General features: G+C 59.8%; 22 protein-coding genes. 16 read left to right on the top strand and 6 right to left on the bottom strand.

Annotated elements, in window-relative coordinates; translation table 11 throughout:
• The first annotated feature begins 1 nt into the window (after position 1).
• On the top strand, positions 2-934 hold the full coding sequence (locus QUV25_RS13440; protein ID WP_300864689.1) for a LysR family transcriptional regulator: 933 nt from the start codon (positions 2-4) through the stop codon (positions 932-934).
• A gap of 35 nt (positions 935-969) precedes the next feature.
• Here the strand turns inward: QUV25_RS13440 and QUV25_RS13445 are convergent, their stop codons facing one another.
• Positions 970-1,185, bottom strand: a complete 216-nt coding sequence (locus tag QUV25_RS13445; RefSeq protein WP_300864691.1) for a hypothetical protein — start codon at positions 1,183-1,185, stop codon at positions 970-972.
• Positions 1,186-1,235: 50 nt separating this feature from the next.
• On the opposite strand from QUV25_RS13445, the gene QUV25_RS13450 reads away from it, so the two are divergent.
• A complete protein-coding gene (locus tag QUV25_RS13450) occupies positions 1,236-1,424 on the top strand; it encodes a TRAP transporter large permease subunit (RefSeq protein ID WP_300864692.1) in 189 nt (62 codons plus the stop codon).
• 594 nt (positions 1,425-2,018) lie between these two features.
• Here QUV25_RS13450 and QUV25_RS13455 read toward each other — a convergent pair.
• Positions 2,019-3,047, bottom strand: coding sequence for a site-specific integrase (locus QUV25_RS13455; RefSeq protein ID WP_300864833.1), 1,029 nt, complete (start codon positions 3,045-3,047; stop codon positions 2,019-2,021).
• Between the two features lie 197 nt (positions 3,048-3,244).
• Here QUV25_RS13455 and QUV25_RS13460 point away from each other — a divergent pair, with 197 nt between their 5' ends.
• From QUV25_RS13460 to QUV25_RS13480, 5 genes are all read left to right on the top strand, one after another.
• Positions 3,245-4,234: a DNA-binding protein gene (locus tag QUV25_RS13460; protein ID WP_300864694.1), complete on the top strand. Its 990-nt coding sequence runs from the start codon at positions 3,245-3,247 to the stop codon at positions 4,232-4,234.
• A gap of 1,031 nt (positions 4,235-5,265) precedes the next feature.
• Positions 5,266-6,432, top strand: coding sequence for a hypothetical protein (locus QUV25_RS13465; RefSeq protein WP_300864696.1), 1,167 nt, complete (start codon positions 5,266-5,268; stop codon positions 6,430-6,432).
• 341 nt (positions 6,433-6,773) lie between these two features.
• Positions 6,774-7,430: a hypothetical protein gene (locus QUV25_RS13470; RefSeq protein WP_300864698.1), complete on the top strand. Its 657-nt coding sequence runs from the start codon at positions 6,774-6,776 to the stop codon at positions 7,428-7,430.
• 145 nt (positions 7,431-7,575) lie between these two features.
• Positions 7,576-8,325, top strand: coding sequence for an abortive infection family protein (locus QUV25_RS13475; protein ID WP_300864699.1), 750 nt, complete (start codon positions 7,576-7,578; stop codon positions 8,323-8,325).
• Position 8,326: 1 nt separating this feature from the next.
• On the top strand, positions 8,327-9,166 hold the full coding sequence (locus QUV25_RS13480) for a DUF5677 domain-containing protein (protein ID WP_300864700.1): 840 nt from the start codon (positions 8,327-8,329) through the stop codon (positions 9,164-9,166).
• A 29-nt stretch (positions 9,167-9,195) separates the two neighbouring features.
• Here the strand turns inward: QUV25_RS13480 and QUV25_RS13485 are convergent, their stop codons facing one another.
• Positions 9,196-9,852 (bottom strand): hypothetical protein, encoded by a 657-nt coding sequence (locus tag QUV25_RS13485; RefSeq protein ID WP_300864701.1) that lies wholly within the window; start codon positions 9,850-9,852, stop codon positions 9,196-9,198.
• A 256-nt stretch (positions 9,853-10,108) separates the two neighbouring features.
• On the bottom strand, positions 10,109-10,939 hold the full coding sequence (locus QUV25_RS13490) for a cupin domain-containing protein (RefSeq protein ID WP_300864702.1): 831 nt from the start codon (positions 10,937-10,939) through the stop codon (positions 10,109-10,111).
• A 109-nt stretch (positions 10,940-11,048) separates the two neighbouring features.
• On the opposite strand from QUV25_RS13490, the gene QUV25_RS13495 reads away from it, so the two are divergent.
• From QUV25_RS13495 to QUV25_RS13530, 8 genes are all read left to right on the top strand, one after another.
• Positions 11,049-11,597, top strand: coding sequence for a peroxiredoxin-like family protein (locus QUV25_RS13495; protein WP_300864703.1), 549 nt, complete (start codon positions 11,049-11,051; stop codon positions 11,595-11,597).
• A gap of 18 nt (positions 11,598-11,615) precedes the next feature.
• On the top strand, positions 11,616-12,539 hold the full coding sequence (locus QUV25_RS13500; RefSeq protein WP_300864704.1) for a ketopantoate reductase family protein: 924 nt from the start codon (positions 11,616-11,618) through the stop codon (positions 12,537-12,539).
• Positions 12,540-12,716: 177 nt separating this feature from the next.
• Positions 12,717-13,541 (top strand): thermonuclease family protein, encoded by an 825-nt coding sequence (locus tag QUV25_RS13505; RefSeq protein WP_300864705.1) that lies wholly within the window; start codon positions 12,717-12,719, stop codon positions 13,539-13,541.
• A gap of 527 nt (positions 13,542-14,068) precedes the next feature.
• On the top strand, positions 14,069-14,923 hold the full coding sequence (locus QUV25_RS13510; protein WP_300864706.1) for a transporter substrate-binding domain-containing protein: 855 nt from the start codon (positions 14,069-14,071) through the stop codon (positions 14,921-14,923).
• A gap of 33 nt (positions 14,924-14,956) precedes the next feature.
• The gene (locus tag QUV25_RS13515) at positions 14,957-15,658 is read left to right on the top strand and encodes an ABC transporter permease (RefSeq protein WP_300864707.1); all 702 of its coding nucleotides are present in this window, start codon (positions 14,957-14,959) and stop codon (positions 15,656-15,658) included.
• Positions 15,658-16,374 (top strand): ABC transporter permease subunit, encoded by a 717-nt coding sequence (locus QUV25_RS13520; protein WP_300864708.1) that lies wholly within the window; start codon positions 15,658-15,660, stop codon positions 16,372-16,374. Before QUV25_RS13515 ends, QUV25_RS13520 begins: the two co-directional genes overlap by 1 nt.
• A gap of 46 nt (positions 16,375-16,420) precedes the next feature.
• Positions 16,421-17,542 (top strand): succinylglutamate desuccinylase/aspartoacylase family protein, encoded by a 1,122-nt coding sequence (locus QUV25_RS13525; RefSeq protein WP_300864709.1) that lies wholly within the window; start codon positions 16,421-16,423, stop codon positions 17,540-17,542.
• A gap of 29 nt (positions 17,543-17,571) precedes the next feature.
• The gene (locus QUV25_RS13530; protein ID WP_300864711.1) at positions 17,572-18,339 is read left to right on the top strand and encodes an ATP-binding cassette domain-containing protein; all 768 of its coding nucleotides are present in this window, start codon (positions 17,572-17,574) and stop codon (positions 18,337-18,339) included.
• Positions 18,340-18,360: 21 nt separating this feature from the next.
• Here QUV25_RS13530 and QUV25_RS13535 read toward each other — a convergent pair whose 3' ends face one another.
• On the bottom strand, positions 18,361-19,296 hold the full coding sequence (locus QUV25_RS13535; protein ID WP_300864713.1) for an adenylate/guanylate cyclase domain-containing protein: 936 nt from the start codon (positions 19,294-19,296) through the stop codon (positions 18,361-18,363).
• 385 nt (positions 19,297-19,681) lie between these two features.
• On the opposite strand from QUV25_RS13535, the gene QUV25_RS13540 reads away from it, so the two are divergent.
• Complete coding sequence (locus QUV25_RS13540; protein ID WP_300864714.1) at positions 19,682-20,014, top strand: hypothetical protein; 333 nt, start codon at positions 19,682-19,684, stop codon at positions 20,012-20,014.
• Positions 20,015-20,038: 24 nt separating this feature from the next.
• Here the strand turns inward: QUV25_RS13540 and QUV25_RS13545 are convergent, their stop codons facing one another.
• Entirely contained in the window at positions 20,039-20,998 is a 960-nt protein-coding gene (locus QUV25_RS13545) for an LD-carboxypeptidase (RefSeq protein WP_300864715.1), read from the bottom strand.
• Positions 20,999-21,015 lie beyond the last annotated feature (17 nt).

Consider the following 21,015-nt stretch of genomic DNA (forward strand, 5'->3'; position numbering starts at 1 on the left):
GATGGAACCTGAGTGGAGTGACTTCAAGGTACTTTTGGCCCTGGCCTGCGCGGGCTCTGTGGCGGGCGCTGCCCGCGAGTTGCAGGTCGACCACTCCACCGTGAGCCGACGGCTCGCTGCACTGGAAGACGCGCTGGGTGCCAAGCTACTCATTCGTGGCGGGCGCGACTTCAACTGGACCGCCGAAGGCCGCACCATGCTGGCGGCCGCCGAGGCGATGCAGTCCGCCGCTGCGCAGGCTACGCGCTCGGTGCGCAGTGCCAAGGCGGAAGTGGCCGGCACAGTGCGCGTCTCGCTCTCGCCGGGGTTCGTGCCGATCGCGATGCGCCTGATGCTGCCGGCGCTGCGTGAAAGGCACCCCGACCTGAACGTTCAGCTGCGCGGCGACTACCAGCGTGTCGACCTGGCCAAGGGCGAGGCCGATGTCGCCGTCCGCATGGCCCGACCAAGTGAACCGGATTTGGTAGGGCGCCGCGCGTTCGACTGCGGCTGGTGTGTTTACGCTTCCAAGGCCTACCTCGATACCCAGGGCAGGCCCGAATCGCACGCCGACCTGGCCAGGCACCGGCTCGTGCTTTATGTGGAATCGATGCTCACGATCGCGCCGCTGCGCTGGCTGGAAACCCACAAGGACGCGGCGACGCAGGTAAGCCGCTTCGACAACCTGGAGATCGCGTGCCAGGCCATCGCGGCCGACGCCGGTATCGCCGTGCTGCCGTGCATGATCGGCGACCCGGTCGCCAGCCTGGAGCGGGTGTTTTCCGAGCCTGTCAGCGTCAACACGGGTTGGATCGTGTACCACGAGACACTGCGCGACGCGGCGCGCGTTCGGACGGTCGTCGACGCGCTGCTGGCATTCTTTGACCAGAATCGGACGATATTCTCTGGCTGCGCCAGTGAAGCTGGATCCCTCCCCGACCCACACTTGCCGTGAGGCTTTGTGTCAGGCCAGCTCCTGCGCAGTGCGACTCAAGTCCAGACCACCGGCGCGCCAGCGGCGTACCAGCCGTCCACCGCATCGGCCACCTCGGCCTCGATGCGGCTGCGCTTGATCTTCATCGTTGGCGTCAGCGTGCCGGCTTCGATGCCCCAGGGTTGCGGGACCACCACCAGCATCTGCAGGTGCTCGTGGCTGGCCAACTGGGCATTGACGTCGTGCAGCAGCTGCGTCAGTTGCGCCTCCACCTGCGCGCGCCGAGGCCTACGGCTACGACAAGGTGCTGTTCGGGATCATCATGATCCTGAACCTGGAGATCGGCTATCTCACGCCGCCGGTGGGCCTGAACCTGATCGTCGCGATGACGGCCTTCAAGCAGCCCTTCGGCCCGCTGTGCCGCGCCGCGCTGCCCTTCATCGGCCTGATGCTGGGCTGCCTGGCGCTGGTGATCTGGCAGCCGTGGATTGCGATAGGGTTGGTGGGGTGATGCGCAGGGCAGGCGACTTGGGCGCCCGCCAAACGATGGGCCCGGTCAAGGGCCGTGCAGGAACTCGGTCAGCACCTCGTTGACCTCAGCCGCGCGCTCGTCCTGCATCCAGTGTGTTGATTTCCATCCGGAAGCGACTCACTGCCCCTGCTGATTGGAGTGAACCCCAGTGGTCCAGCCTCAGGGGCTCACTCCAAAAGCGGGTCAGGATCGCGTGGAAATCAATAGTCGGGGGCCTTGGTGGATGTGCGACCGACTGCTGCGGGGCGATGAGTTCAAGGCAGCGTATGTCCCTGATGGGTCGGTACCGCCAATCCAGGTGATGGGGAAGCGGTCAGAGGCGCCGCGCATTCCGGGTCGAGGGAGCTCTATGTCCGCAGTACCCCATACAGCCGAAATTCATGACTTCGTGTGCGACGAGGCCCGACGACTGCATGGTGCCAGTCAGCGTGAGCACACCCGCCGCCAGCGACCGGCTCCAACCGCTGCACACCCGTCCTTAGGTCGGAGCTGTCGGTTTCAGGCTGGAAGCGGCTAGTCAGTGTCCGGCAGGCGTTGCTTAGCGTTAGACGCCCCCATGATCATCTAACGATGCTACGGCTTGAATGATTCCTGAGGCGCAGAAAACAGCTTCGCCGCTGCGCTGCGCTGCGACTCTGCCGCCCGAAAATACCCCATCAGCGTCGCAGACGACCTGTGTCCGGTCAGCGCCATGGTCTCGCCAATCGACACGTTCTGGCGCGCCGCCTCGGTGACGAAGCCCGATCGCAGCGAATGCGCTGCGAATTGATTCGAAAGACCCGCGAGCGCCGCTCGCTCTCGAACGATATCGCGCACTGCGGCGGCTGCAAGTGGCTCCCCGACTTTTTCGCCGCGACGAATCCGCCTGAAGATCGGCCCGGCGACGATGCCCGAGCGCCTGAGCCAAGCGGTGAGGGCGTCTGCGGCCTCGTCCAGAACAGGCTTCTCGTTGTCTGGCCGTGCCACACCGGTCTGATTGGTTTTTGAGTGCAGCAGCGTGAAGCTGTAGGCCCTTGGTCCGATCAGCCGCGTGTTTTCCATCGTTGCCGCCGTCACTTCCGAACGCCGGCGCCCGCCACTGGACCAGGCGAAGAGGAGGAGGGCGCGGTCGCGCACGCCACGCAGTGAGTCGTCGCAGGTGGCGAGTAGGGCCTGTAGAGGCTCGAGCGTGAGGGCGGCCTTCTTGTCTGGCACAGTGCCGCGTTTGGCGTACGCGCGTCGCGTCTTGGCCAGCAGTTCTCGGACCTTGGGATCCTGCACCGGGTTCGCCACATTCTTGACTTGGTGTGCTTTGGACAACACGCTGAGGCGATGCAGAACAGTCGACAAGGCGGGTGGGCCCAGTTTCGATTTCACGCCGCACTGCACCATGGCCTCGTCGACCAGCCTTGGTAGAGCGGTCTCGAGACCTGATTCGACACGCCGCTGCACGTGGTCGACGATGAACTGCTGGACCGCAGCCACTGGCACGGGCATCTGAATGACCTGCGCATAGCGCAGCCAGAACCACGCTGCCCAGTAGCGCAGCGCCGCCTGGTAGCTTCGCACCGTGTTCTCGGATTCGCCCTCGGCCAGCAGCGCGTTCACCGCGTCGGCGGTCATGGGTGCGAGGTCAGCGGGATCGAGCGCCGCAATGACTTGGGCGTCGGGGATCACGGGCTGGATGGCACGCTTTGGCATGGTTTAATTTTTATGTAATATGTATGATATGTAACTCAAAAGAAGCTTAGATCACGATAACATTCTATTATCGTTACTAATGTAGGCCCAGGGCAGGGCGTAGATCAAGGAGGCAAATCATGGCGCGCGGAATCACTGAGGACGAGGTTTGGAAGGCCTGCGACGTGCTGCTGCTTGAGGGCTCCCGGCCGACGATTGAGCGGGTGCGCCAAAAGCTGGGCCGCGGCTCACCGAATACCGTCAGCCCGATGCTAGAGACTTGGTTCAAGCACCTCGGCGCCCGCATCACAGACCCTGGCGCATTCTCGGCGCCGGCCTCGATGCCGGACCTGGTCCATCAGGCAGGGCTGCATCTCTGGGAAGCAGCACAGGCTGAAGCTCGTCGAGATTTGGCCGAGCAGCTCGAGGCAGGTCTCGCCGCCGCTGCGTCCAATGTGGAGGCAGAGAAAGAAAGAGCGAAGATCGCCGAGGCAGCCGCCTTTGCCGAGTCGTCGAAGGCCGCACACCTCCAGGCCGAGGTCGATCAGCTGCGGAAAGAGCTAGATGCCGAGCGAGCAGCCCACGTTGCGGCAGCTGCACGACTGCACGAAGCGCACCTACGGCAGGCGGACCTACAGGCCGACCTCGAAAAGGCCCGTGAGGCCATTGATGTCGAGCGGGTACGAGGGGCCCAGTCGATCGCTGCCGCTGACGAGCGCGCCGCCGGTGCCGAACGGCGGGCCGCTAAAGAAATCGAGCATGAGCGCATGCTGCGCTCCAAAACCGAAAGGTCTGCAGAATCCGTCGTGAAGCGCCTCGAAGTGGCGTTAAGGGCCCAGGTCAGCGCCGAAGATCAGCTAGGTACCGTCCAGCTTCACCTGACTCAGCTTCGCACCCAGGCCAAGCAGCGTGAGCAGGAACTGGAGGCTGGTGCACAGCAACGTGACGTTCAGATTCAGGAGCTTGAAGCAGCGCTGTCTACGGCGAACGTGGCGCTGTCCCGCGCGAGTGCGCAGGACGCCTTGGTCCGGCAGCTTGTGGTTCAGCTGGGTGGGTCCGGCAATAAGTCGGCTCGGCGTGGCGCCGGCGCGAAAACGCAGGCAGCGAAGAAAGGGAAGATCGCGGCGTGAGCACGCTAGCCCTGCAAGTGAGGGGGGACAGATGCTCACGCTCACGGGTCGAATGCCTCGACAATTTAGGCTTGCGCAACCGCCGTCAGCTGTTATCGACGACGCGCAGCGCAAGAGCTGACCGTATGAGCGAAATCACTGTGCAGAGCCTAGAGGAGATGGATCAGCTGCCGAACGCGCTGGACCGGACGCAGAACTTGACCAAGTGCTTATTCCGGCCAAGTAAACCACTCTATCCTGGACAAAAACGCCACAAGTTCCGATCCAGAAAGGCCAGCCATTCCGATCCAATGCTGCTACCCGATGCAACCATAGACTATCGAAAGAGGAGCAGCCGCTATGCAGCGGTTGCTGCCGGTCGAGGCCGAGAGCTGGGTTCACGGTGCTAGGCACGAAGCCGTCATCTGCTCACCCGGCAAAGCGGCGGCATCAACGATAGGTATCGAGGTAGCTCCCGTCATACAGCGAAGCAAGCCACAGGTCGCCCACCAACTCGCGATCGAATGACAGCTGCTCTAAGGGCCGAACTCACAATCTCGGCCTGTTACTGATTGTCTGATAACGGGCCTCACAGTAACCATTACGATTGATGCGATCGGAATGGCATCATCATTGATCGTTCAAAGGCCAGTGCTCGTGCGACTGCTGCACTTCCGAGACCGTGCGCTCAACGAGCAATGGAATATGCCCCCTTCATTCGGAGTTTGATCCATTCTTGGTGGGTTGCGGCTTTCGGTCGCGATGGGTAGACTTCGCCAATCTGCGATGAGCAGCCACTGCATCACCGCTGCTCTGAGCCGATCGCTCGGCAACTATAGAGCCAATTGCAGTGGAATCTCGATAAATGATGGCTCCAGACCTGAACTTAGGAGTTTTTGGCCAATTATTACAAGAGCTACTTTGGTATTGTAGCGTGGCCAGTCGGTTTGCGCAGTTTAAATTGCAATACTGATCTGACAGGTGGCTGCAGAAGCGGATATTTTGTTCATTTTCAGGCGAACTTGCGTCCTTTTTACCAACAGGGGTGTTGAATGAAATTATTCACATTGACGGTCTTGGTGTTATGTATAACGACATCTGCGGCACAGGAAACCAATCTCACAGATGCACATTCATTAGAAGAGTATCTCCGACTCGCGGATCGAACACCAATTAAGCCATCCCCTCCACCGGAATATGGAGCTGCAAGACCTGTAGATCGTTTGATGAGGCCGTGGGCTCAAAGGTTAAGCGCGGTGCCCCAGAATGAAGATTATCGGAATTGGGAGTGGTTTGATTTTGATTTCGGACCCGGATTATCATTTTCAGCATGGAGCAGCAATTTTCATTGCTTTCAAACAGGCTATGACGTCGAGGTTGTTAAATTTGGCTCGCCTTTTTCTGGGATACCGAATTTCTCCTCCGCTATTGCCGCCAGATGTGGAATAAATCAAGAATGCACTGTAAACCACATCGCCACTCCAGTTTCAGGATCACAATTCCGGGTGGTGCCCGGCGGCTTCTATCGTTGGCGTGGTCGTATTGCCGTGGTTCAATGGGGTTTAGTTGAAGTCCCGTCGGGAAATTGCCCAAACCCAAGGCCGAGAGGCGCATACGAATGGTTTACTCCGACCATTCAACCAAAGCCTCCAGAAGGCTCGGACCTGAGGGATTCCTTTGGATTCAAAGAACAGTGGTTGCCTGTGATAGCCACAGCAGGCGATATTTTTGTGGAGGGGGGTAGGCAAGAACAGGAAGACTGGCCAGAAGCCACGAGACAAAATGATGGGCGGTTTGTTTCGATAGTCTCTAACGAAACAGGTAATGGTAGATTCTCCGTGGGGGTACCCATTCGTATCGAGAATGTAAACTACGTTCGCAATGGAGTCATTCGTTTCGCCGCTCGAGCCCCACAAAGGTGCGAACACATCTTAACCCTTGTCTTAACAGATTATAAAAACCAGGTGTTGAGGAGGCAGCAAATCGATCGAAGAATCCTCAATGGCTCGCTAACGGCTGTTGAGATTCAAATAATTCGAAGCTCCCTCGATCTGCGTTCTTGGATTAAACAGGGGGAGGGCCAAATTGGAATGTCAGGCATACTGGCTGTTCTTGCCGAGTGTAGATCGTTAGGAGCAGGCAACATTGCCCGAGTAGAGTATGACCAGCTTTCTCTCGCGATGGAGGCCCAGACCTTCTTTAAAAGGACAGATTGGTGACTTTGCAAAGAGACCACCTGAACCGTGCCCCTGAACTATGCGTAGGTTATCGAGCTGCCTCGTGCGACGAAGGCGCCATCAAACTTGCCGTAGTTGAGATCTACGCATAGAGGTCGGGAGTACCGCTCTCCCCCCAATGAAACTGGTCTTTCATCCCGAGCTTGGTGCCACCTGACACACGAAAGCTGCGGGAACTACACTACTGTATAAATGTACAAACTCGCGCTTTTCCCTCATTGATGGACGCGCAACCTCCCATGACAGCTCTGACCAGAAGAAACCTGCAGGCCGCGACGAGTGGTCAGCAAAGCAGCTCAGAAGTGGTCTAACGAGATGCGAACGTGACTGACGCAAACGTCTCCGCCATCATCAGCGCTGCCTCTGGTCTAGCGGGCGTTGCGATCGGCGCATTGTTGACATACCTACGCGAGAGACGCGCCGAGCGGATCAAGGATGACAGAGACGGGTCATACCTCGCGATCCTCGTCGTCTCCCACCTCGATCGGTTCACCAATGGCTGCTGGCATGTTGCGCTTGACGACGGCACATCCGAAGGACGCCCTGCAGGCGACGACGGCGTGTACCACCAGACGACAGTCAAGACTCCCGAGTTCAAGCCACTGGATATCAAGGTCGAGTGGAGAGTCCTACCGAAGAACCTTATGTACGACATCCTGCAGATTCCAGACAAGCAGGAGCACCTAGACGCCCAGATCGCTGGCGCTGGCGAGTTCGCCGATCCGCCCGACTACACCGACTTCTTCTGGCGGCGACGGCGTGACTATGCGGAGCTAGGGCTTCATGTGTCTGGCGTCGCGAAGCGATTGCGCAGGCACGCCAAGATGCCGATCGAGGAGAGCCCGCCTGGAGAGTGGAATCGAGATGTCTCGTTGCAAGAGGTCATCGACAAGATCGACCAAACCCGCGCGGCTTACGAGAAGCGAGCGGCTGACGCGTGGGAGAAAGAAGAACGCCCGACGATTGCTGACCCGAAATGAAGCTCACGAACCTTCTGCTCGCAGGCACCGGACATTGCATAGACCTAACGCGCAGGACGGAACATCTGCTTTAGGCAAACGCTTTGAGGATGTTTTCGATGTTCGGCACGTGGGCGTTTCTGCCTCAATCACTGAGAATGTCGGAATGAAGCACCGATTTGAAAGCCACTATACGGAGGCCGCGTCATTGCAAAACCTCATGGTCGCAATCGCTCAAGGCGGGAAAGAGGGCGAGGCTGACTATGTTCGACTTCGACAGGCTTTGATCGGCGACCCCACAATAGAGCCGCTTCTACCTATCTTCGTGAAGACCTGCCGAACAAAGTTGCAGTTCTGGGGGTACATCCAACCGATATCCAAGACGTACAAGGGGAGACGGGAGCACATTTATGGAGCGTTTCTGCGTCTGCTGGACTTTCTTGAGAAGGGCGGTAGCGCTCCAGCGGACAAGAACGTTACAGGCGTGCTTGAGAAGTTTGACGCAGCTCACGTGCACGCCGCCTGGGCGAAAGCCTTGGAGCGTCGAACGGCTGATCCCGAAGGGGCCATCACCTCTTCTCGCACGCTCTTGGAATCGGTCTGCAAGCACATCCTGGACGAGGAAGAGGTCGCATACGACGATAAGGACGACCTCCCGAAGCTCTATCGCAAAACGGCGGAGAAACTGAACATCGCCCCGTCACAGCACACGGAGGACGTGTTCAAGATGATCCTAGGCGGCTGTACTGCGGTAGTGGAGGGTTTGGGCACACTGCGTAATCGGTTAAGCGACGCACACGGCAAGGGCAAGATTGCTGCAAGGCCGCAGCCCCGACACGCGGAGCTGGCCGTGAACCTCTCAGGAGCGCTGACGCAATTTGTGCTGTCAACGTGGGAAGCTCGCAACGACAAGTAGCATGGACAAGCAAGTCGAACAGCTCAAGGAGCTTCGCACGATCATCGCTGGTCAGCAGGAGCTCCTCCGTATAGCGCTGTACCTTATGACCGAGGGGCCAATCAAATACGCAGACACTGAGCTGAAATGCGAACTGGCGGAAGACCAAGTACGAGCTACAACGGCGGTCGCAATGGGAGCGGGACAGTCCCTTAACACCATCATGAAGCTCTCTGAGGGCGAGGGCATTGTTGTCCGTGACCTATACCCGATCGCTCGCTCAGTGGTCGAAGGCTTCATCAACGCAGCATTCTTCGTGACGCAACCTGTCGAGGTTTCTCAGCGCGCTCTGGAGCACAGGCACTTCGCAGCATGGAAGCATCACAACCGCATCATCGGCAGCGGGGACTTCATGATCGCGCTCGGTGTACGGGACCCGAAAGCCCAAGCCGCCAAGCTGTTTCCTGACTTCGCTGAAAAGGGCAAGGAATCTTGGACATCCTTGGATGCAGTGAGCCGCATCAACAAGATCGGGAAAGTCGTCAGCGCGTCTGGAGGTGCTTTGATGGGCGCTTATGGGGGCATCTATGCTGTGTCTTCGGAAGTCATCCACGGCTCCGTGTACGGAATGAGCTACTTCTTCTCAGCACATAGGAAGGAAGAGACTGTTGAAGCATTCCGGTCGGCAACTGTCGAACAGGTTATCGACATACTGATTGCTGTCTCGCATGCTTCAAGCGGTTTTCTCTCAGCATTTGCGAACGTGCAGAAGCTGGGGCAGTTCGTGTTGGCGGAGCACGAAATGTTCAAACGGCTGTTCAAGGTCTCAACTGGAGACGATTGGGGCGACCCCGACGTCTAGCGAATCTTGCTGTGGCTGTTGGCAACTACTTAGTCTTTCCACATCAGGAAGAAGCGCGTCAGCGAGTCCTCTGAATTGAACGTGAGCTTCGCCGTGTACGACATGTGTGGCCAATGATGGATGCCGGTCGCCTCGTCGTTGAGCAGCGCTACGTACTTCACTTCCACGGTCGACTTGTTGCCGTCCTTGATGTTCTCCCGGCACCACATGAGAACCTCGAACAGCGCCGGATCAATACGATCCCTTGAGTTGATCGCAGTTCCGACGACCTCAAGCGTGTCACCATTCCGGTCCCAACGGAACGTAGCCTTGTAGTTCGGGTAACTGCGCGGGTCATGATCAGCCAATTCTTCGGGGCGAAGCACCGCACCAGGTCCGTGGATGTTTTTGGTTTCACCCTTATCGAACTTGATCGTGAAGCGAAATCCACCATTGGGAGCACTCGGCGCAACATGCTCAACGATACCGGCACCGAAAATGCGGTGGACCACTCGGGAACCCACCTTGAACTCACTTTCGCCTACTAGCTTGAGGGATATCTTGCCTGTCGGCGAGAACTGCGGCTCTTTGGCGATGGCAGCATTTGTGGCGAGCGCGGTGGCCTCTGCTTCGGAGTCTGCCGCGATCTGCACCGCGATGGTCTTGTGGTGAACCAGATCGACCTTCGCGTCATAAAACTTGGTCATGTTTCCTCCTGTGAAGCACACTCTATCAGGAGCCAAAGGGACCAGATACGGCACTGAACCCTGAACGGCGGCTTGCAACGAAAGCCGACACCCGCAAGATGGGCATGACCAACTGCAACCAGCCTTCAAGCGACCTTCGATTCTTCAAGTTCGGCTGTGCAGCGTTAGCAGCCATCGACCCACGACCTGTGACTGATTGGTGTGGGCCTCAAGGAAATTTGGTCAAGTCCGATCACAGGAACCCAATTGATTAGGACTAGCCGTTGTACGCGGCTTGCAACCGTGACTTGGAAAGAGCTCGCGATAAAGCAGAACTGTTTTCATACCCAGCCAGACGAGCGGCCTCCTTTAGCCCTTTGCCCAAATCTACTGCACGCTGGGCAATCGCCAAACGAACGGCCGCCAGATATTTTCCTGGCGGGCGTCGCATCGTTTCATGGAACCTGTTTGCGAAGGCCGTTCGTGACATGCCAGCCTCATGAGCAAGAAGCTCCAGGTCCCAGCCAAACGCCGGACGCTGGTGCATCGCCACCAGTGCTTTGGCAATGCGGGGATCAGCCAAGCCATTGAACAGGCCACCCTCCTTGGCTACGGGGTGAGCGACGAGGTAACGCAAAAGTCCGATGAACAAAATGTCACCTGCTCGGTTGAGCAAGGCGGGATGACCGCAACGCGGCGCATTCAACTCGGACTCGATCATGGCCACTGCCAAACGCAAGGCAGGCTCATCATCGGCAAGCGACACGGTTCGCGGTTGCGCAAATTCCTCCAGAAAAAGAGTGGCCACTGGGCCCGTTAGTTGCACGTGGGCTCTGATTAGGCGATTTGGATCGCTTGCCGAGAAATTGTGGAGCACAAAGGATTGACTGGCATGAACCGCAACCAGGGCAGGTGACTCAACCTTCAAAGAGGAGTCCCCAATCTCCAGCTCGGCACTTCCACAAGTCAGAAACCACAGCTGTAAAGCGCTGTCATTGTCCGGGTACTGCGCCCCTTGCAGGCGCTCTTGTGATGACAAACCGAGCGTCACCACGGGTGCCAACCCATCCAGAAGGGCGGACAGGCGGTCCAATTTGTTGTCGTTCATTATGTACGAAATGCAATCGTTTATGAATTTTAAGTTGCAAATCATACGCCACACTCAGATCCACGTCATCCATCCTGAGAAGACAGCTCCCATTTTGAAAGGACTTCCCATGAGCACCCTCGCTTTGACTCCCCGCCAGCCTGTGCCCGCATTGAACATCCCTCTTGTTAGGGGTGGAAGATACGTACTGGGCGCCTCACCCGCCCCCACGTTTGAGCTGGTCGTGTTTTACCGGGGCCTGCATTGCCCCATCTGCGCCAAGTACCTGATGGAACTCGAGCGCCTGATGCCCGAGTTTGAAAAACGCGGTGTGCAGGTTGTCGCCGTCAGCAGCGACACCGCCGAACGCGCCCAGGCGATGGCGGACAAGATCAAAGCGGAGCACCTGCGTGTGGGCTACGAACTCAGCCTGCAAGGCGCACGTCAGTGGGGTCTGTACATCAGCACTTCCCGAGGTCAGACCTCGATTGGCATTGAAGAGCCCGCGCTGTTCAGCGAACCGGGCGTGTTCATCATCCGGCCTGACGGCACGCTCTACTACGGGTCTACGCAGACCATGCCGTTTGCGCGTCCGCAATTCCAGGATCTGCTGGGGGCCATCGACTTTGCAGTGGCCAAGGACTATCCAGCGCGTGGCGAATACACCGGTGCACTTTGAACAGAAATGAGCTCATCCATGAAAATCCTGATCCTGGGCGCCGGTGGCATCGGCGGCTATTTCGGCGCCCACCTGATACGGGCTGGTGCGAACGTCACTTACCTGGTGCGTGACAAACGCAAAGCGCTCATCGATGCCCAAGGGCTGCGGGTGGAAACCCCGCAGGGTGCATTTGTGGTGCAGCCGCAAACCGTCACCGCTCAAGACATCCAGCCCGAATACGACCTGATTCTCCTGGCACCGAAGTCTTACGACCTGGATGACGCCCTGCACTCATTGAAAGGCGCGTTGGGTCAAGGCATCGTTCTGCCCTTTTTGAACGGACGGGATCATCTGGACAAACTGGATGCGCTGCTGGGCCAAGAGCGGGTGATGGGTGGCGTAGCCCACATCGCAGCCACGATCACGCCCGATGGTGCCATCCGCCAACTGACCGACATGCACCGCCTGACCGTTGGGGCCCGGCACCCCTCACATCAAGAAGTCGCCTCTGACTTCATCGAACTGTGCAGGAAAGCCCCTTTCGACAGCTTGCTGGCTGACGACATTGAACAGGTGCTCTGGGACAAGTGGGTCTTTCTGGCCACCCTGGCCGGCATGACCACACTGTGTCGTGGCTCGGTCGGAGACATCGTGGCAACGCCTTATGGCCAAGCGACAACAGTGCAGATGTACGAGGAGTGCTGCCGTGTGGCCCACGCGTCCGGCCGCGCCATCAGCGCCGCGGCTTCCGCCAAGGCGCTCGAGATGCTCACCGCCACGGGATCATCGTTCACCGCATCCATGCTCAGAGATTTGCTGGATGGTCAGAACACCGAGCACGATCACATCTTGGGGGCCATGATTCGCCGAGGCCAAAGCCTGACGTGCTCGACTCCCCTCTTGGGAGTGGCGCATACGAACATGGCGATCCATGCGGTGCGCTTGGTGTCAAAAACTTGAGCTTCCCAGCACCCTCCCATGAATCCACAGCATCCACGAAGTTAGCTTTGGGGCTCTAAGTCCGCCTGTGTGGACGTCCGAATTAAGGCAGAGGACTAAACCTCGCGTGGTCGTCTTCGAGCGGGAACGGTTGGTTGACGGCACTGATGCATGTGCCGATGTGGTGAATTGAGGCAATTGTTCGTCCCGTCTGACTGCAATCAGCCTTCAACGGGCATTGGTTTTAAACTGACCAAATCTGCCTGTCGGCTGGCACCGTCCGTCGGCTGTCAGTCTGATGCCTCCTCATTTCTCTGGGCGACTTCCTCTCCCCACTTTTCAACGATCGACGTTTTGTCTACGTCGGCTGGCACTCCACCGTTTGAGCCCCGCGCCAGGAGTATTCATAATGATGCCGGGCTTGGTCTTCACCATGCCCATCCTCCCTGGAGTCGCGTCACTGCGATTCAATTTGCCCGGCTCTCGCCGGGCTTCTTTTTGGAAGATGCCGCAAGGATGTTTTGTCGAAAAATTGGCGCACTGATTCTGGCGCTGGTCGTGGTCGTGCCCCTTGCTTGGGCGGACATCCTGGTCGGCAAGGTTGTTGCCGTTGCCGACGGCGACACGATCACCGTGCTCGATGACACCAAAGTCCAGCACAAGATTCGGCTTGCTGGCATTGATGCGCCCGAGAGAAAGCAGCCGTTTGGCCAACGCGCCAAAGAGCAGCTTTCAGATCTGGTGTTCGGCAAGAGCGTCCAGGTTGAAACCGAGAAGGTGGACCGGTACGGGCGTCAGATTGGCAAGGTGCTGATCGACGGCCGAGATGCCAATCTGGCCATGGTCACCGCCGGCATGGCCTGGCACTACAAGAAATACCAGACAGAGCAGGCTTCCTCAGACCGTCTCATGTACGCCAGCGCCGAAGAACACGCGCGCGCAGGCCGGGTAGGTCTTTGGCGGGAGCCAGCGCCGGTAGCGCCGTGGGACTGGAGACGAGGGGAACGACAGGCAGGTCAGTAGGCGCTGGATTCCCAGCTACCCGAAGTGTTCTTCCCTTCGTTCTCCGTCCGGACGCTCAAAGTTCATCCTCCTCGAACCAGACCGAGCCCAGACTGCAGCCGGTCAAGTATTGCATCCGAATTTCGGCCGCCGCCGGAACCTGCCAGTCGTCATCCAACGGCAACTTCGGCCGTCTTTTAGCCAATGCGTCGGAGACTTGGCCGTGTTGACACCTTGGCGGAAGTTCTTCGGTCGCATGGCCAAGTTGCTGGGGCCGTAGGCGGCTAATGAGCTGGCACGAGGCCAGGAGCCTCAGAGCTCCGCTTTTTCGGCAGCAGTACATTCTACGATGTATATTATGTTAAGTACAATATCAATCGCGTGGGCGCGCAAGTTGCTTACCGTCGTTAGCCGGCCTGCTTTCGCTGAAATCCACATCCGGGCAAACACCAAGTTGGTGCCCTGAGATGCCTTGCCAGCGAGGCCTACAATTTGAAGTCTTGGATTGCCGCGCAAGCCAACACCCATCAACCCCACAACCTACCTCCATGAAAAATCTGATCCTGACCCTCAGCCTGATTGGCGCCGCCGCATTGACCGCCTGTGGCAAGACCGAGGCACCGCCAGCAGCTCCAGCCGCAGCTGCACCAGCCGCAGCACCGGCTGAAGCTCCCAGCCAGTTCCCCGAGATCCGCGTAGCCATCGACCCAACCTACAAGCCCTTCACCTACAAGACCGATTCGGGCGAGCCAGCAGGTTTTGACGTGGACGTGGCCAAAGCCTTGTGCGACGAGCTCAAGAGCAAATGCGTGTTCGTCGAACAAGCCTGGGACGGCATGATCCCCGGCCTGCAAGCCAAGAAGTACGACGCCATCGTTTCCTCGATGTCGATCACCGAAGAGCGCAAGCAGGCAGTGGATTTCACCGGCAAGTACTACAACACGCCATCTTGTGTGGTGGTGAAGTCGGCGCTGAACCTGGGTGCCGAAGCAGCCAATTTCAAAGGCAAGAAGATCGGCGTGCTCAAGGCCTCGACTCAAGAAAAATACGCCATGGGTGAGCTTCAGCCAGCAGGCGCGACCATCGTGGCCTATGACGCGCAGGACCAGGTGTATCTGGATATCAAATCGGGCCGTCTGGACGGCACTGTGGCCGATGTGGTCGAGGTCAACGGCGGCTTCCTGTCTACGCCAGACGGCACGGACTACGCTTGCGCCGGTGCCCGCATCCCGGTCGAGTTCGACGCCAAGTACTTCGGTTCGGGTGCCGGTATCGCCGTGCGCAAGGAAGACACCGCGCTGCGCGATGCGCTGGACGCTGGCATCAAGGCCATCCGCGACAACGGCAAGTGGAAAGAACTGGCTGAGAAGCACGTGCCGGGCGTGGACATCTGGGGTTCTTGAGTCCGGGCCAAGTAGCACCGGCCGGCCCCGCGGATGACGACGTATTTCCTGAACATCCTCCAGGGGCTGCTGGTCACTGTGGGTGTCGCGCTGGGGGCCTTGATCGTCGCCACCTGCCTCGGTCTGGCCGGTGCGGCCGCCAAGCTCTCGCCCTACAAGCCGCTCAACTGGCTGGGTGACATCTACTCCACCGTGATCCGGGGCGTTCCGGATCTCGTGTGGATGTTGCTGCTGTATTTCGGCGGCCAGATTCTGGTGAACGACATCGCGGAGGCGCTGGGCTTTCGGCGCGGGCCGCAGATCAACCCTTTCGTAGCTGGCGTGCTCACCATCGGCTTCGTGTATGGCGCTTACATGACGGAGACATTCCGCGGCGCCATCATGAGCGTGTCCAAGGGCCAGTCGGAGGCTGGCTGGGCCTTTGGCATGAGCCGCTTCTACACCTTCCGGCGCATAGTGCTGCCGCAAATGGTGCGCTTCGCTCTGCCCAGCTTCACCAACAACTGGCTGGTGCTGCTCAAGGCCACGGCGCTGGTGTCCGTGATCGGCCTGGCCGACATCACCAACCTGGCCAAACAGGCCGGGGCCGCTGCCCGCGGCGATATTCCTGGCGCGGCCATCATCTTCATGGCGTTCGCCGGCTTCCTGTACCTGATGATCTCCAGTGTCAGCCTTCTGCTGCTGCGCAAGGCTGAAAAACGCTACTCCGCCGGGGTCAAGCGGGGCGACTTCTGATGGACAAGTTCGCCATCATCTTCGAGCCTCAGAATCTGCATCTGTACTGGGTGGGTCTGATCTCCACGCTGGAGCTGCTGGCGGTGAGCCTGGTGGCAGGCGGCCTGTTGACGCTGCCACTGACGCTGATGCGCGTCTCGCGGAGCAAATGGCTGTCCTACCCGGTCTGGCTGTTCACCTACGTGGTGCGGGGCACGCCGCTGCTGATCCAGGTGTATTTCATCTATTACGGGATTGCCCAGCTCGAATGGGTGCAAAGCCTGTGGGACACCACCTGGCCCTTCACCTGGTTCAAGGATCCGTTTTTTTGCGCGGTGTTTGCCTTCACGCTCAACACCTGCGCCTACACCGTGGAAATGCTGGCCGGTGCCATCCGGGAAACGCCGGCGGGCGAGATCGAAGCGGCTCAGGCGGCGGGCTTTGGCAAGTGGAACATGATGTTCCGACTGGTCCTGCCCAGTGCACTGCGCCGCACCCTGCCGGGCTATTCCAACGAGGTCGTCATGATGCTGCACGCCACCTCGCTGGCCAGCGTGGTCCCGGCCCTGTACGACCTCACCAACGCGGCCTACGCCATCTACAAGACCTACTACCTGGCGTTCCAGCCCTTCATTGCGGTGGCAGTGGTCTACTTCTGCTTGACCTTCACCTTGGTCTATGGGTTTCGCCTGCTGGAGCGCCGCTTCCTGGCCTACCTGAAACCACGCACGCACTGACGGGCTGCAGGCGCCAGCACTGGCTGCACCTGCACCCAACAAGCCGATGCAAACTGTCCACCACCCTCTTCTCTCACCTTCGCTGGGTACCCGGCGCACACTGACGAGCCTGCATTTCGGACCGGAGCAGGCCACCCAGAAGGCCTATATCCAGGCCAGCCTGCACGCCGACGAGCTGCCCGGCATGCTGGTGGCGCACCACCTGCGGGACCTGCTGAGTGCTGCAGAAGCCCGCGACGAGCTGCTCGGAAAGGTGGTCCTGGTGCCGATGGCCAATCCGATCGGCCTGAGTCAGACCGTCATGCACCACCAGCTGGGTCGTTTCGAGCTGGCGAGCATGGAAAACTTCAACCGGCACTACCCGGACTTCTTTGTCCTTCTCAGAGACGAGCTGGCACCGCTGCTCGGTCCGGACCCCAAGCAGAACCAGGCCACTGTCCGCGCCGCCATGGCACGCGCCCTGGACGAGCAGGCACCCTCAACCGAGCTGCAAAGCCTGCGACAAAACTTGATGCGGCTGTCCCATGACGCTGATCTGGTGCTTGATTTGCATTGCGACTTCGAAGCGGTGATGCACCTCTACGTGGAGCAGGCGGTGATGGATCGCCTTGCGCCACTGGCGCGCTACCTCGGTGCGCGGGCGGTGCTGTGGGCCAACGGGTCTGGTGGGTCGATCTCGTTTGACGAAGCGCTTTCGGGGCCCTGGTGGCGACTGCGAGCGCATTTCGCCGGGCAAGCACCCGTGCCCCTGGGCTGCGCCAGCACCACGGTCGAACTGCGCGGACAGACCGATGTGTCTGATGCCCAGGCGCTGCAAGACGCACTGGCGATCTGCCATTACCTGCAGCACGAAGGCCTGCTGGCGGGTGCCCCGCCCGCGTTACCCCCTGCCCTGTGCGAGCCTACCCCGCTGGCTGGTACCGAGGCGCTGATCGCACCCCACCCCGGCGTGATCGCATTCACCTGCGCGCCGGGAGACGAGGTGCAGCCGGGCCAGGTGCTGGCGCACGTGGTCGACCCGGTCGCGCACCGGCGCACCGCGGTGACGAGCAGCATCGCTGGCGTGATCTATGCGCGGCAGAACCTGCGCTGGGCCACTGCCGGTCTTGAACTGTGCCGTGTGGCGGGACGCGAACCCATCCGGTCGGGCAACCTGCTCAGCCCCTGACCTATTCCGATTCGAACAAGATCAACGCCATGACCACCAAACTTGAAGCCATTGACATTCGCAAGAGCTACGGCACGCATGAGGTCATCAAGGGCATGTCGCTCACCGCTCGCGCAGGCGATGTGATCAGCATCATCGGCTCCTCGGGCTCAGGAAAGTCCACCTTTCTGCGCTGCATGAATTTGCTGGAGCGACCGCAACATGGCCGCCTCATTGTGGCCGGTGAAGAACTCAAACTCGTCACCGCAAAAGACGGCATGCTGAAGGCGGCCGATGACAAGCAGCTGCAGCGCGCTCGCGCCAAGCTGGCCATGGTGTTCCAGCATTTCAACCTCTGGTCTCACCTCACGGTGCTGGAAAACATCACCGAGGCGCCGATGCACGTGCTGGGCAAGAGCAAGGACGAAGCGGTCACGGTGGCGCGCAAGTACCTCGACAAGGTCGGTTTGAAAGACGTTGAAGGCAAGTACCCGGCCCACATGTCGGGCGGACAGCAGCAACGGGTGGCGATTGCGCGTGCGCTGGCGATGGAGCCCGAGGTGATGCTGTTCGACGAACCCACCAGTGCGCTCGATCCCGAGCTGGTCACCGAGGTGCTTCGCGTCATGCGCACCCTGGCCGAAGAAGGCCGCACCATGGTGGTGGTGACGCATGAAATGGGCTTTGCGCGCGAGGTCTCCAATCACCTGATCTTTTTGCATCAGGGCGTGATCGAAGAGCAAGGGGTGCCGGCCGAGGTGCTGGCACGCCCCAAGAGCGAGCGCCTCGCTCAATTCCTCTCGGGCAACCTCAAATAAGGCGTCGAGCGAGGCTGGTGGTCAGCGCGGACGGCCCAGCACCATCTGGCCATCAACCAGACGAAACGAGATGGTCGGCGCACTGAAATCGCTGAACGGCGCGCCCATCGCGATCTCGCCGTCGCTGTGCAGCAGACACTCCTGACGACGCAGGGAAATCGCGTTTTCCGCGCCATCAAACCGCACCCAGGTGCCGTAGCTGCTGATGTCCTCCAGCACATAGTTGCCTGAACGGATGTCGATGCTGGCATGCAGCCGCGACACCCGCGGGTCGTTGACCACAAAATCGGCCTCGGGCACGCGACCGATCTTCAGCGGCAGATCGGTCAGATTGAAGGACTGGTTCGCATCCAGCCAGCCCAGCTCGATGCCCCCGAAAACCGACTCGGCCGACATGCCGAGCTGATGCAGATCAGCCGGCAAGGTGAGAAACTCCGACAGCATCTCGGTCTGCCACTCGATGCGGAACACCTCGCAAGGCTCAACCCGACCCTTGATGCGCATAGGCCCGAGGCTGCGGCTGCGCACGCCGTGGCGAGTGCCGAGCTTGCGGATCACGACATCGGTGACGAGTATCTGCTCGGGGCCGGCCAGGTCACTCAAGCGCGAAGCCACATTCACCGCGTCGCCAAAACAATCTCCGTCGACCTGGATCACCTGGCCGCGGGCCATGCCGATCTGCATCATGAGCTTGAGCCGGTTCGGCCATTGCGCCACGCGTTGCGCGTGCTCCTGCTGGATCTGGGTCATAGTTTCAACCGCGAGCCGGTTGTTGGTGAAGGACAGCAAAACGCCGTCACCGAGCATCTTCACCACCTTGCCGCCGTTCTCCAGGCCGACGGAACCAATCCACTGGGTGAGCTTGGTCACGGCCTTGGTGGCGCGGTCGTTGCCCAGTGTTTCAAACACCGAGACACTGCCTGTGAGGTCCACAAACGCGATCGTCAGTTCTGCCATGTTCTTGCGGTCATTCTGCAGTTATTACAACATAGGAAGGCACCCCAAGCAGGGACGGACATGAGGCCTCTTATCACACGAATCTGCCGTCGCAGCACAGCCGGCCCGTGGCGAAAGTCACAAAAGAACCGGTTTTCTGCCGGCTATCTCAGCCACTTTTACATATCCATGCCAAGGGCTTAGTTGCTTGACGCGCTGGGGTTGATCCCCCATCTGTGGGTAACACCCAAGTACTCATATGTGCGAGAAACGTATTCAAGGACCTCTTGTAAGCGATTGATTCCAGCGTTGTTTTTTGTCATTTGAGGTATCTGGATGATTGCATTGCCCAGGCCAGCGGGCGTATCCTTCACACCACAAATACAACGTCGTTGAGGCATCCCCCATGCGCTGGTTCAAACCCGGTCTTCGCAACAGCATTTCAGCCCTCCTCGGGTCCGAGGTGCGCACGGAATCGCCAGAATCCCTGGAGCCGGTGCGTCAGGCCATGCTGGAGACCCTCGGCGAGGACGGTTCGCGCTTGAGTCCTCGCCTCAAGCACCGCCTCAACTACCTGCCCGATGCCCACGCCTTGTGGTTTGCCCGATCCGAGATGGTATCGGTGCTCAGCCGGCTGCATGGTGAAGCCAAAGCGGTTGACATGGTGCAAGCCATCTCACCCGCCTTTCATGGCCTGCTTCCCAAGACCCTGATCGATTCTGCCCGCATGCGCCGCTGAGGCATCGCCTTTTGCAAACCAGGCTCAGCCCCAGTAGATCAGGGCATCGCGCCCTTCCACCATCAGATCCACACGTTGCCCGACGGGCAATAGCACCTTGGTTGGCACATGGCCAAAGGGAAGACCGGTGAACACCGGTACGCGGGTCTGGCCCCTGATCCAGTTCACCACCGCAGGCAGGTTGAAGCCTCGGTCGTAGCCCGGCACCAGCTTGAACCGGTTGAACGATCCCATCAGCACCGCCTTCTGCCGCCCGATGATGCCGGCGTTGACCAGCTGCGTGAGCTGGCGCTCGATGCGATACGGGTGCTCGTTGGTGTCTTCCAGAAACAGCACACCTCCCTCCACCACGGGCATGTAGGGTGTGCCGGCCAGGGCGCAGATCACGTTGAGGTTTCCGCCCCAGAGTGTGGCACCGCGGATGCGCATCGCCGGCATGGGCCTGGGATGAGCAGGTGGCTTGCGGGTCGTGGATCGCGCCGCCAGTGCCTTCACATCGCCCAATGGCAGGCGCCAGCCAGCCCCCTCGCCTTGACCGCAGGCCAGATCGTCGAAGCAGGCGGCCATGATGTCGTCAGGTGGCAGCTCGGTACCGAAATCCTCGCCCACCGCTGGTCCGGCCCAGGTGATGGCGCCAGTCTTGGCCAGCAGCGCGCACTGCAACGCGGTGAAGTCGCTCAGGCCGACAAACCGGGTCCCGGCTTCGATGGCTTTGGCCAGTTTCTTGTAGGGCAAATCGGGCAACAGCCGGGTGAGCCCGTAACCACCGCGAGAAATCATGGCGATGTCGGCCCCGCAGGCCGCCGCACGACCTATGGCGGCGAGGCGGGTCGCGTCGTCGCCGGCAAAACGCTGGTGGCCGCGCAGCGCGGCCTCGTCGACCTCTACCTCGTGGCCGAGCTGCACCAGGCGTTTGACGCCACGCCGGAACGCGGCCTTGTCGCGCACAGCGCTGGACGGTGAGTAGATGTAGATGTGGCTCATGTCGAAAGGACTCGTGT

It is taken from the genome of Hydrogenophaga sp., assembly GCF_030373245.1.
GTDB lineage: Bacteria > Pseudomonadota > Gammaproteobacteria > Burkholderiales > Burkholderiaceae_C > Hydrogenophaga.

Bases quoted from the DNA above. Each gene is read 5' to 3' on its own strand.
- QUV25_RS13440 (WP_300864689.1), top strand. From the start codon at position 2: ATGGAACCTGAGTGGAGTGACTTCAAGGTACTTTTGGCCCTGGCCTGC.
- QUV25_RS13450 (WP_300864692.1), top strand. From the start codon at position 1,236: ATGATCCTGAACCTGGAGATCGGCTATCTCACGCCGCCGGTGGGCCTG.
- QUV25_RS13455 (WP_300864833.1), bottom strand. From the start codon at position 3,047: ATGACCGCCGACGCGGTGAACGCGCTGCTGGCCGAGGGCGAATCCGAG.
- QUV25_RS13460 (WP_300864694.1), top strand. From the start codon at position 3,245: ATGGCGCGCGGAATCACTGAGGACGAGGTTTGGAAGGCCTGCGACGTG.
- QUV25_RS13465 (WP_300864696.1), top strand. From the start codon at position 5,266: ATGAAATTATTCACATTGACGGTCTTGGTGTTATGTATAACGACATCT.
- QUV25_RS13475 (WP_300864699.1), top strand. From the start codon at position 7,576: ATGAAGCACCGATTTGAAAGCCACTATACGGAGGCCGCGTCATTGCAA.
- QUV25_RS13480 (WP_300864700.1), top strand. From the start codon at position 8,327: ATGGACAAGCAAGTCGAACAGCTCAAGGAGCTTCGCACGATCATCGCT.
- QUV25_RS13485 (WP_300864701.1), bottom strand. From the start codon at position 9,852: ATGACCAAGTTTTATGACGCGAAGGTCGATCTGGTTCACCACAAGACC.
- QUV25_RS13490 (WP_300864702.1), bottom strand. From the start codon at position 10,939: ATGAACGACAACAAATTGGACCGCCTGTCCGCCCTTCTGGATGGGTTG.
- QUV25_RS13495 (WP_300864703.1), top strand. From the start codon at position 11,049: ATGAGCACCCTCGCTTTGACTCCCCGCCAGCCTGTGCCCGCATTGAAC.
- QUV25_RS13500 (WP_300864704.1), top strand. From the start codon at position 11,616: ATGAAAATCCTGATCCTGGGCGCCGGTGGCATCGGCGGCTATTTCGGC.
- QUV25_RS13510 (WP_300864706.1), top strand. From the start codon at position 14,069: ATGAAAAATCTGATCCTGACCCTCAGCCTGATTGGCGCCGCCGCATTG.
- QUV25_RS13515 (WP_300864707.1), top strand. From the start codon at position 14,957: ATGACGACGTATTTCCTGAACATCCTCCAGGGGCTGCTGGTCACTGTG.
- QUV25_RS13520 (WP_300864708.1), top strand. From the start codon at position 15,658: ATGGACAAGTTCGCCATCATCTTCGAGCCTCAGAATCTGCATCTGTAC.
- QUV25_RS13525 (WP_300864709.1), top strand. From the start codon at position 16,421: ATGCAAACTGTCCACCACCCTCTTCTCTCACCTTCGCTGGGTACCCGG.
- QUV25_RS13530 (WP_300864711.1), top strand. From the start codon at position 17,572: ATGACCACCAAACTTGAAGCCATTGACATTCGCAAGAGCTACGGCACG.
- QUV25_RS13535 (WP_300864713.1), bottom strand. From the start codon at position 19,296: ATGGCAGAACTGACGATCGCGTTTGTGGACCTCACAGGCAGTGTCTCG.
- QUV25_RS13540 (WP_300864714.1), top strand. From the start codon at position 19,682: ATGCGCTGGTTCAAACCCGGTCTTCGCAACAGCATTTCAGCCCTCCTC.
- QUV25_RS13545 (WP_300864715.1), bottom strand. From the start codon at position 20,998: ATGAGCCACATCTACATCTACTCACCGTCCAGCGCTGTGCGCGACAAG.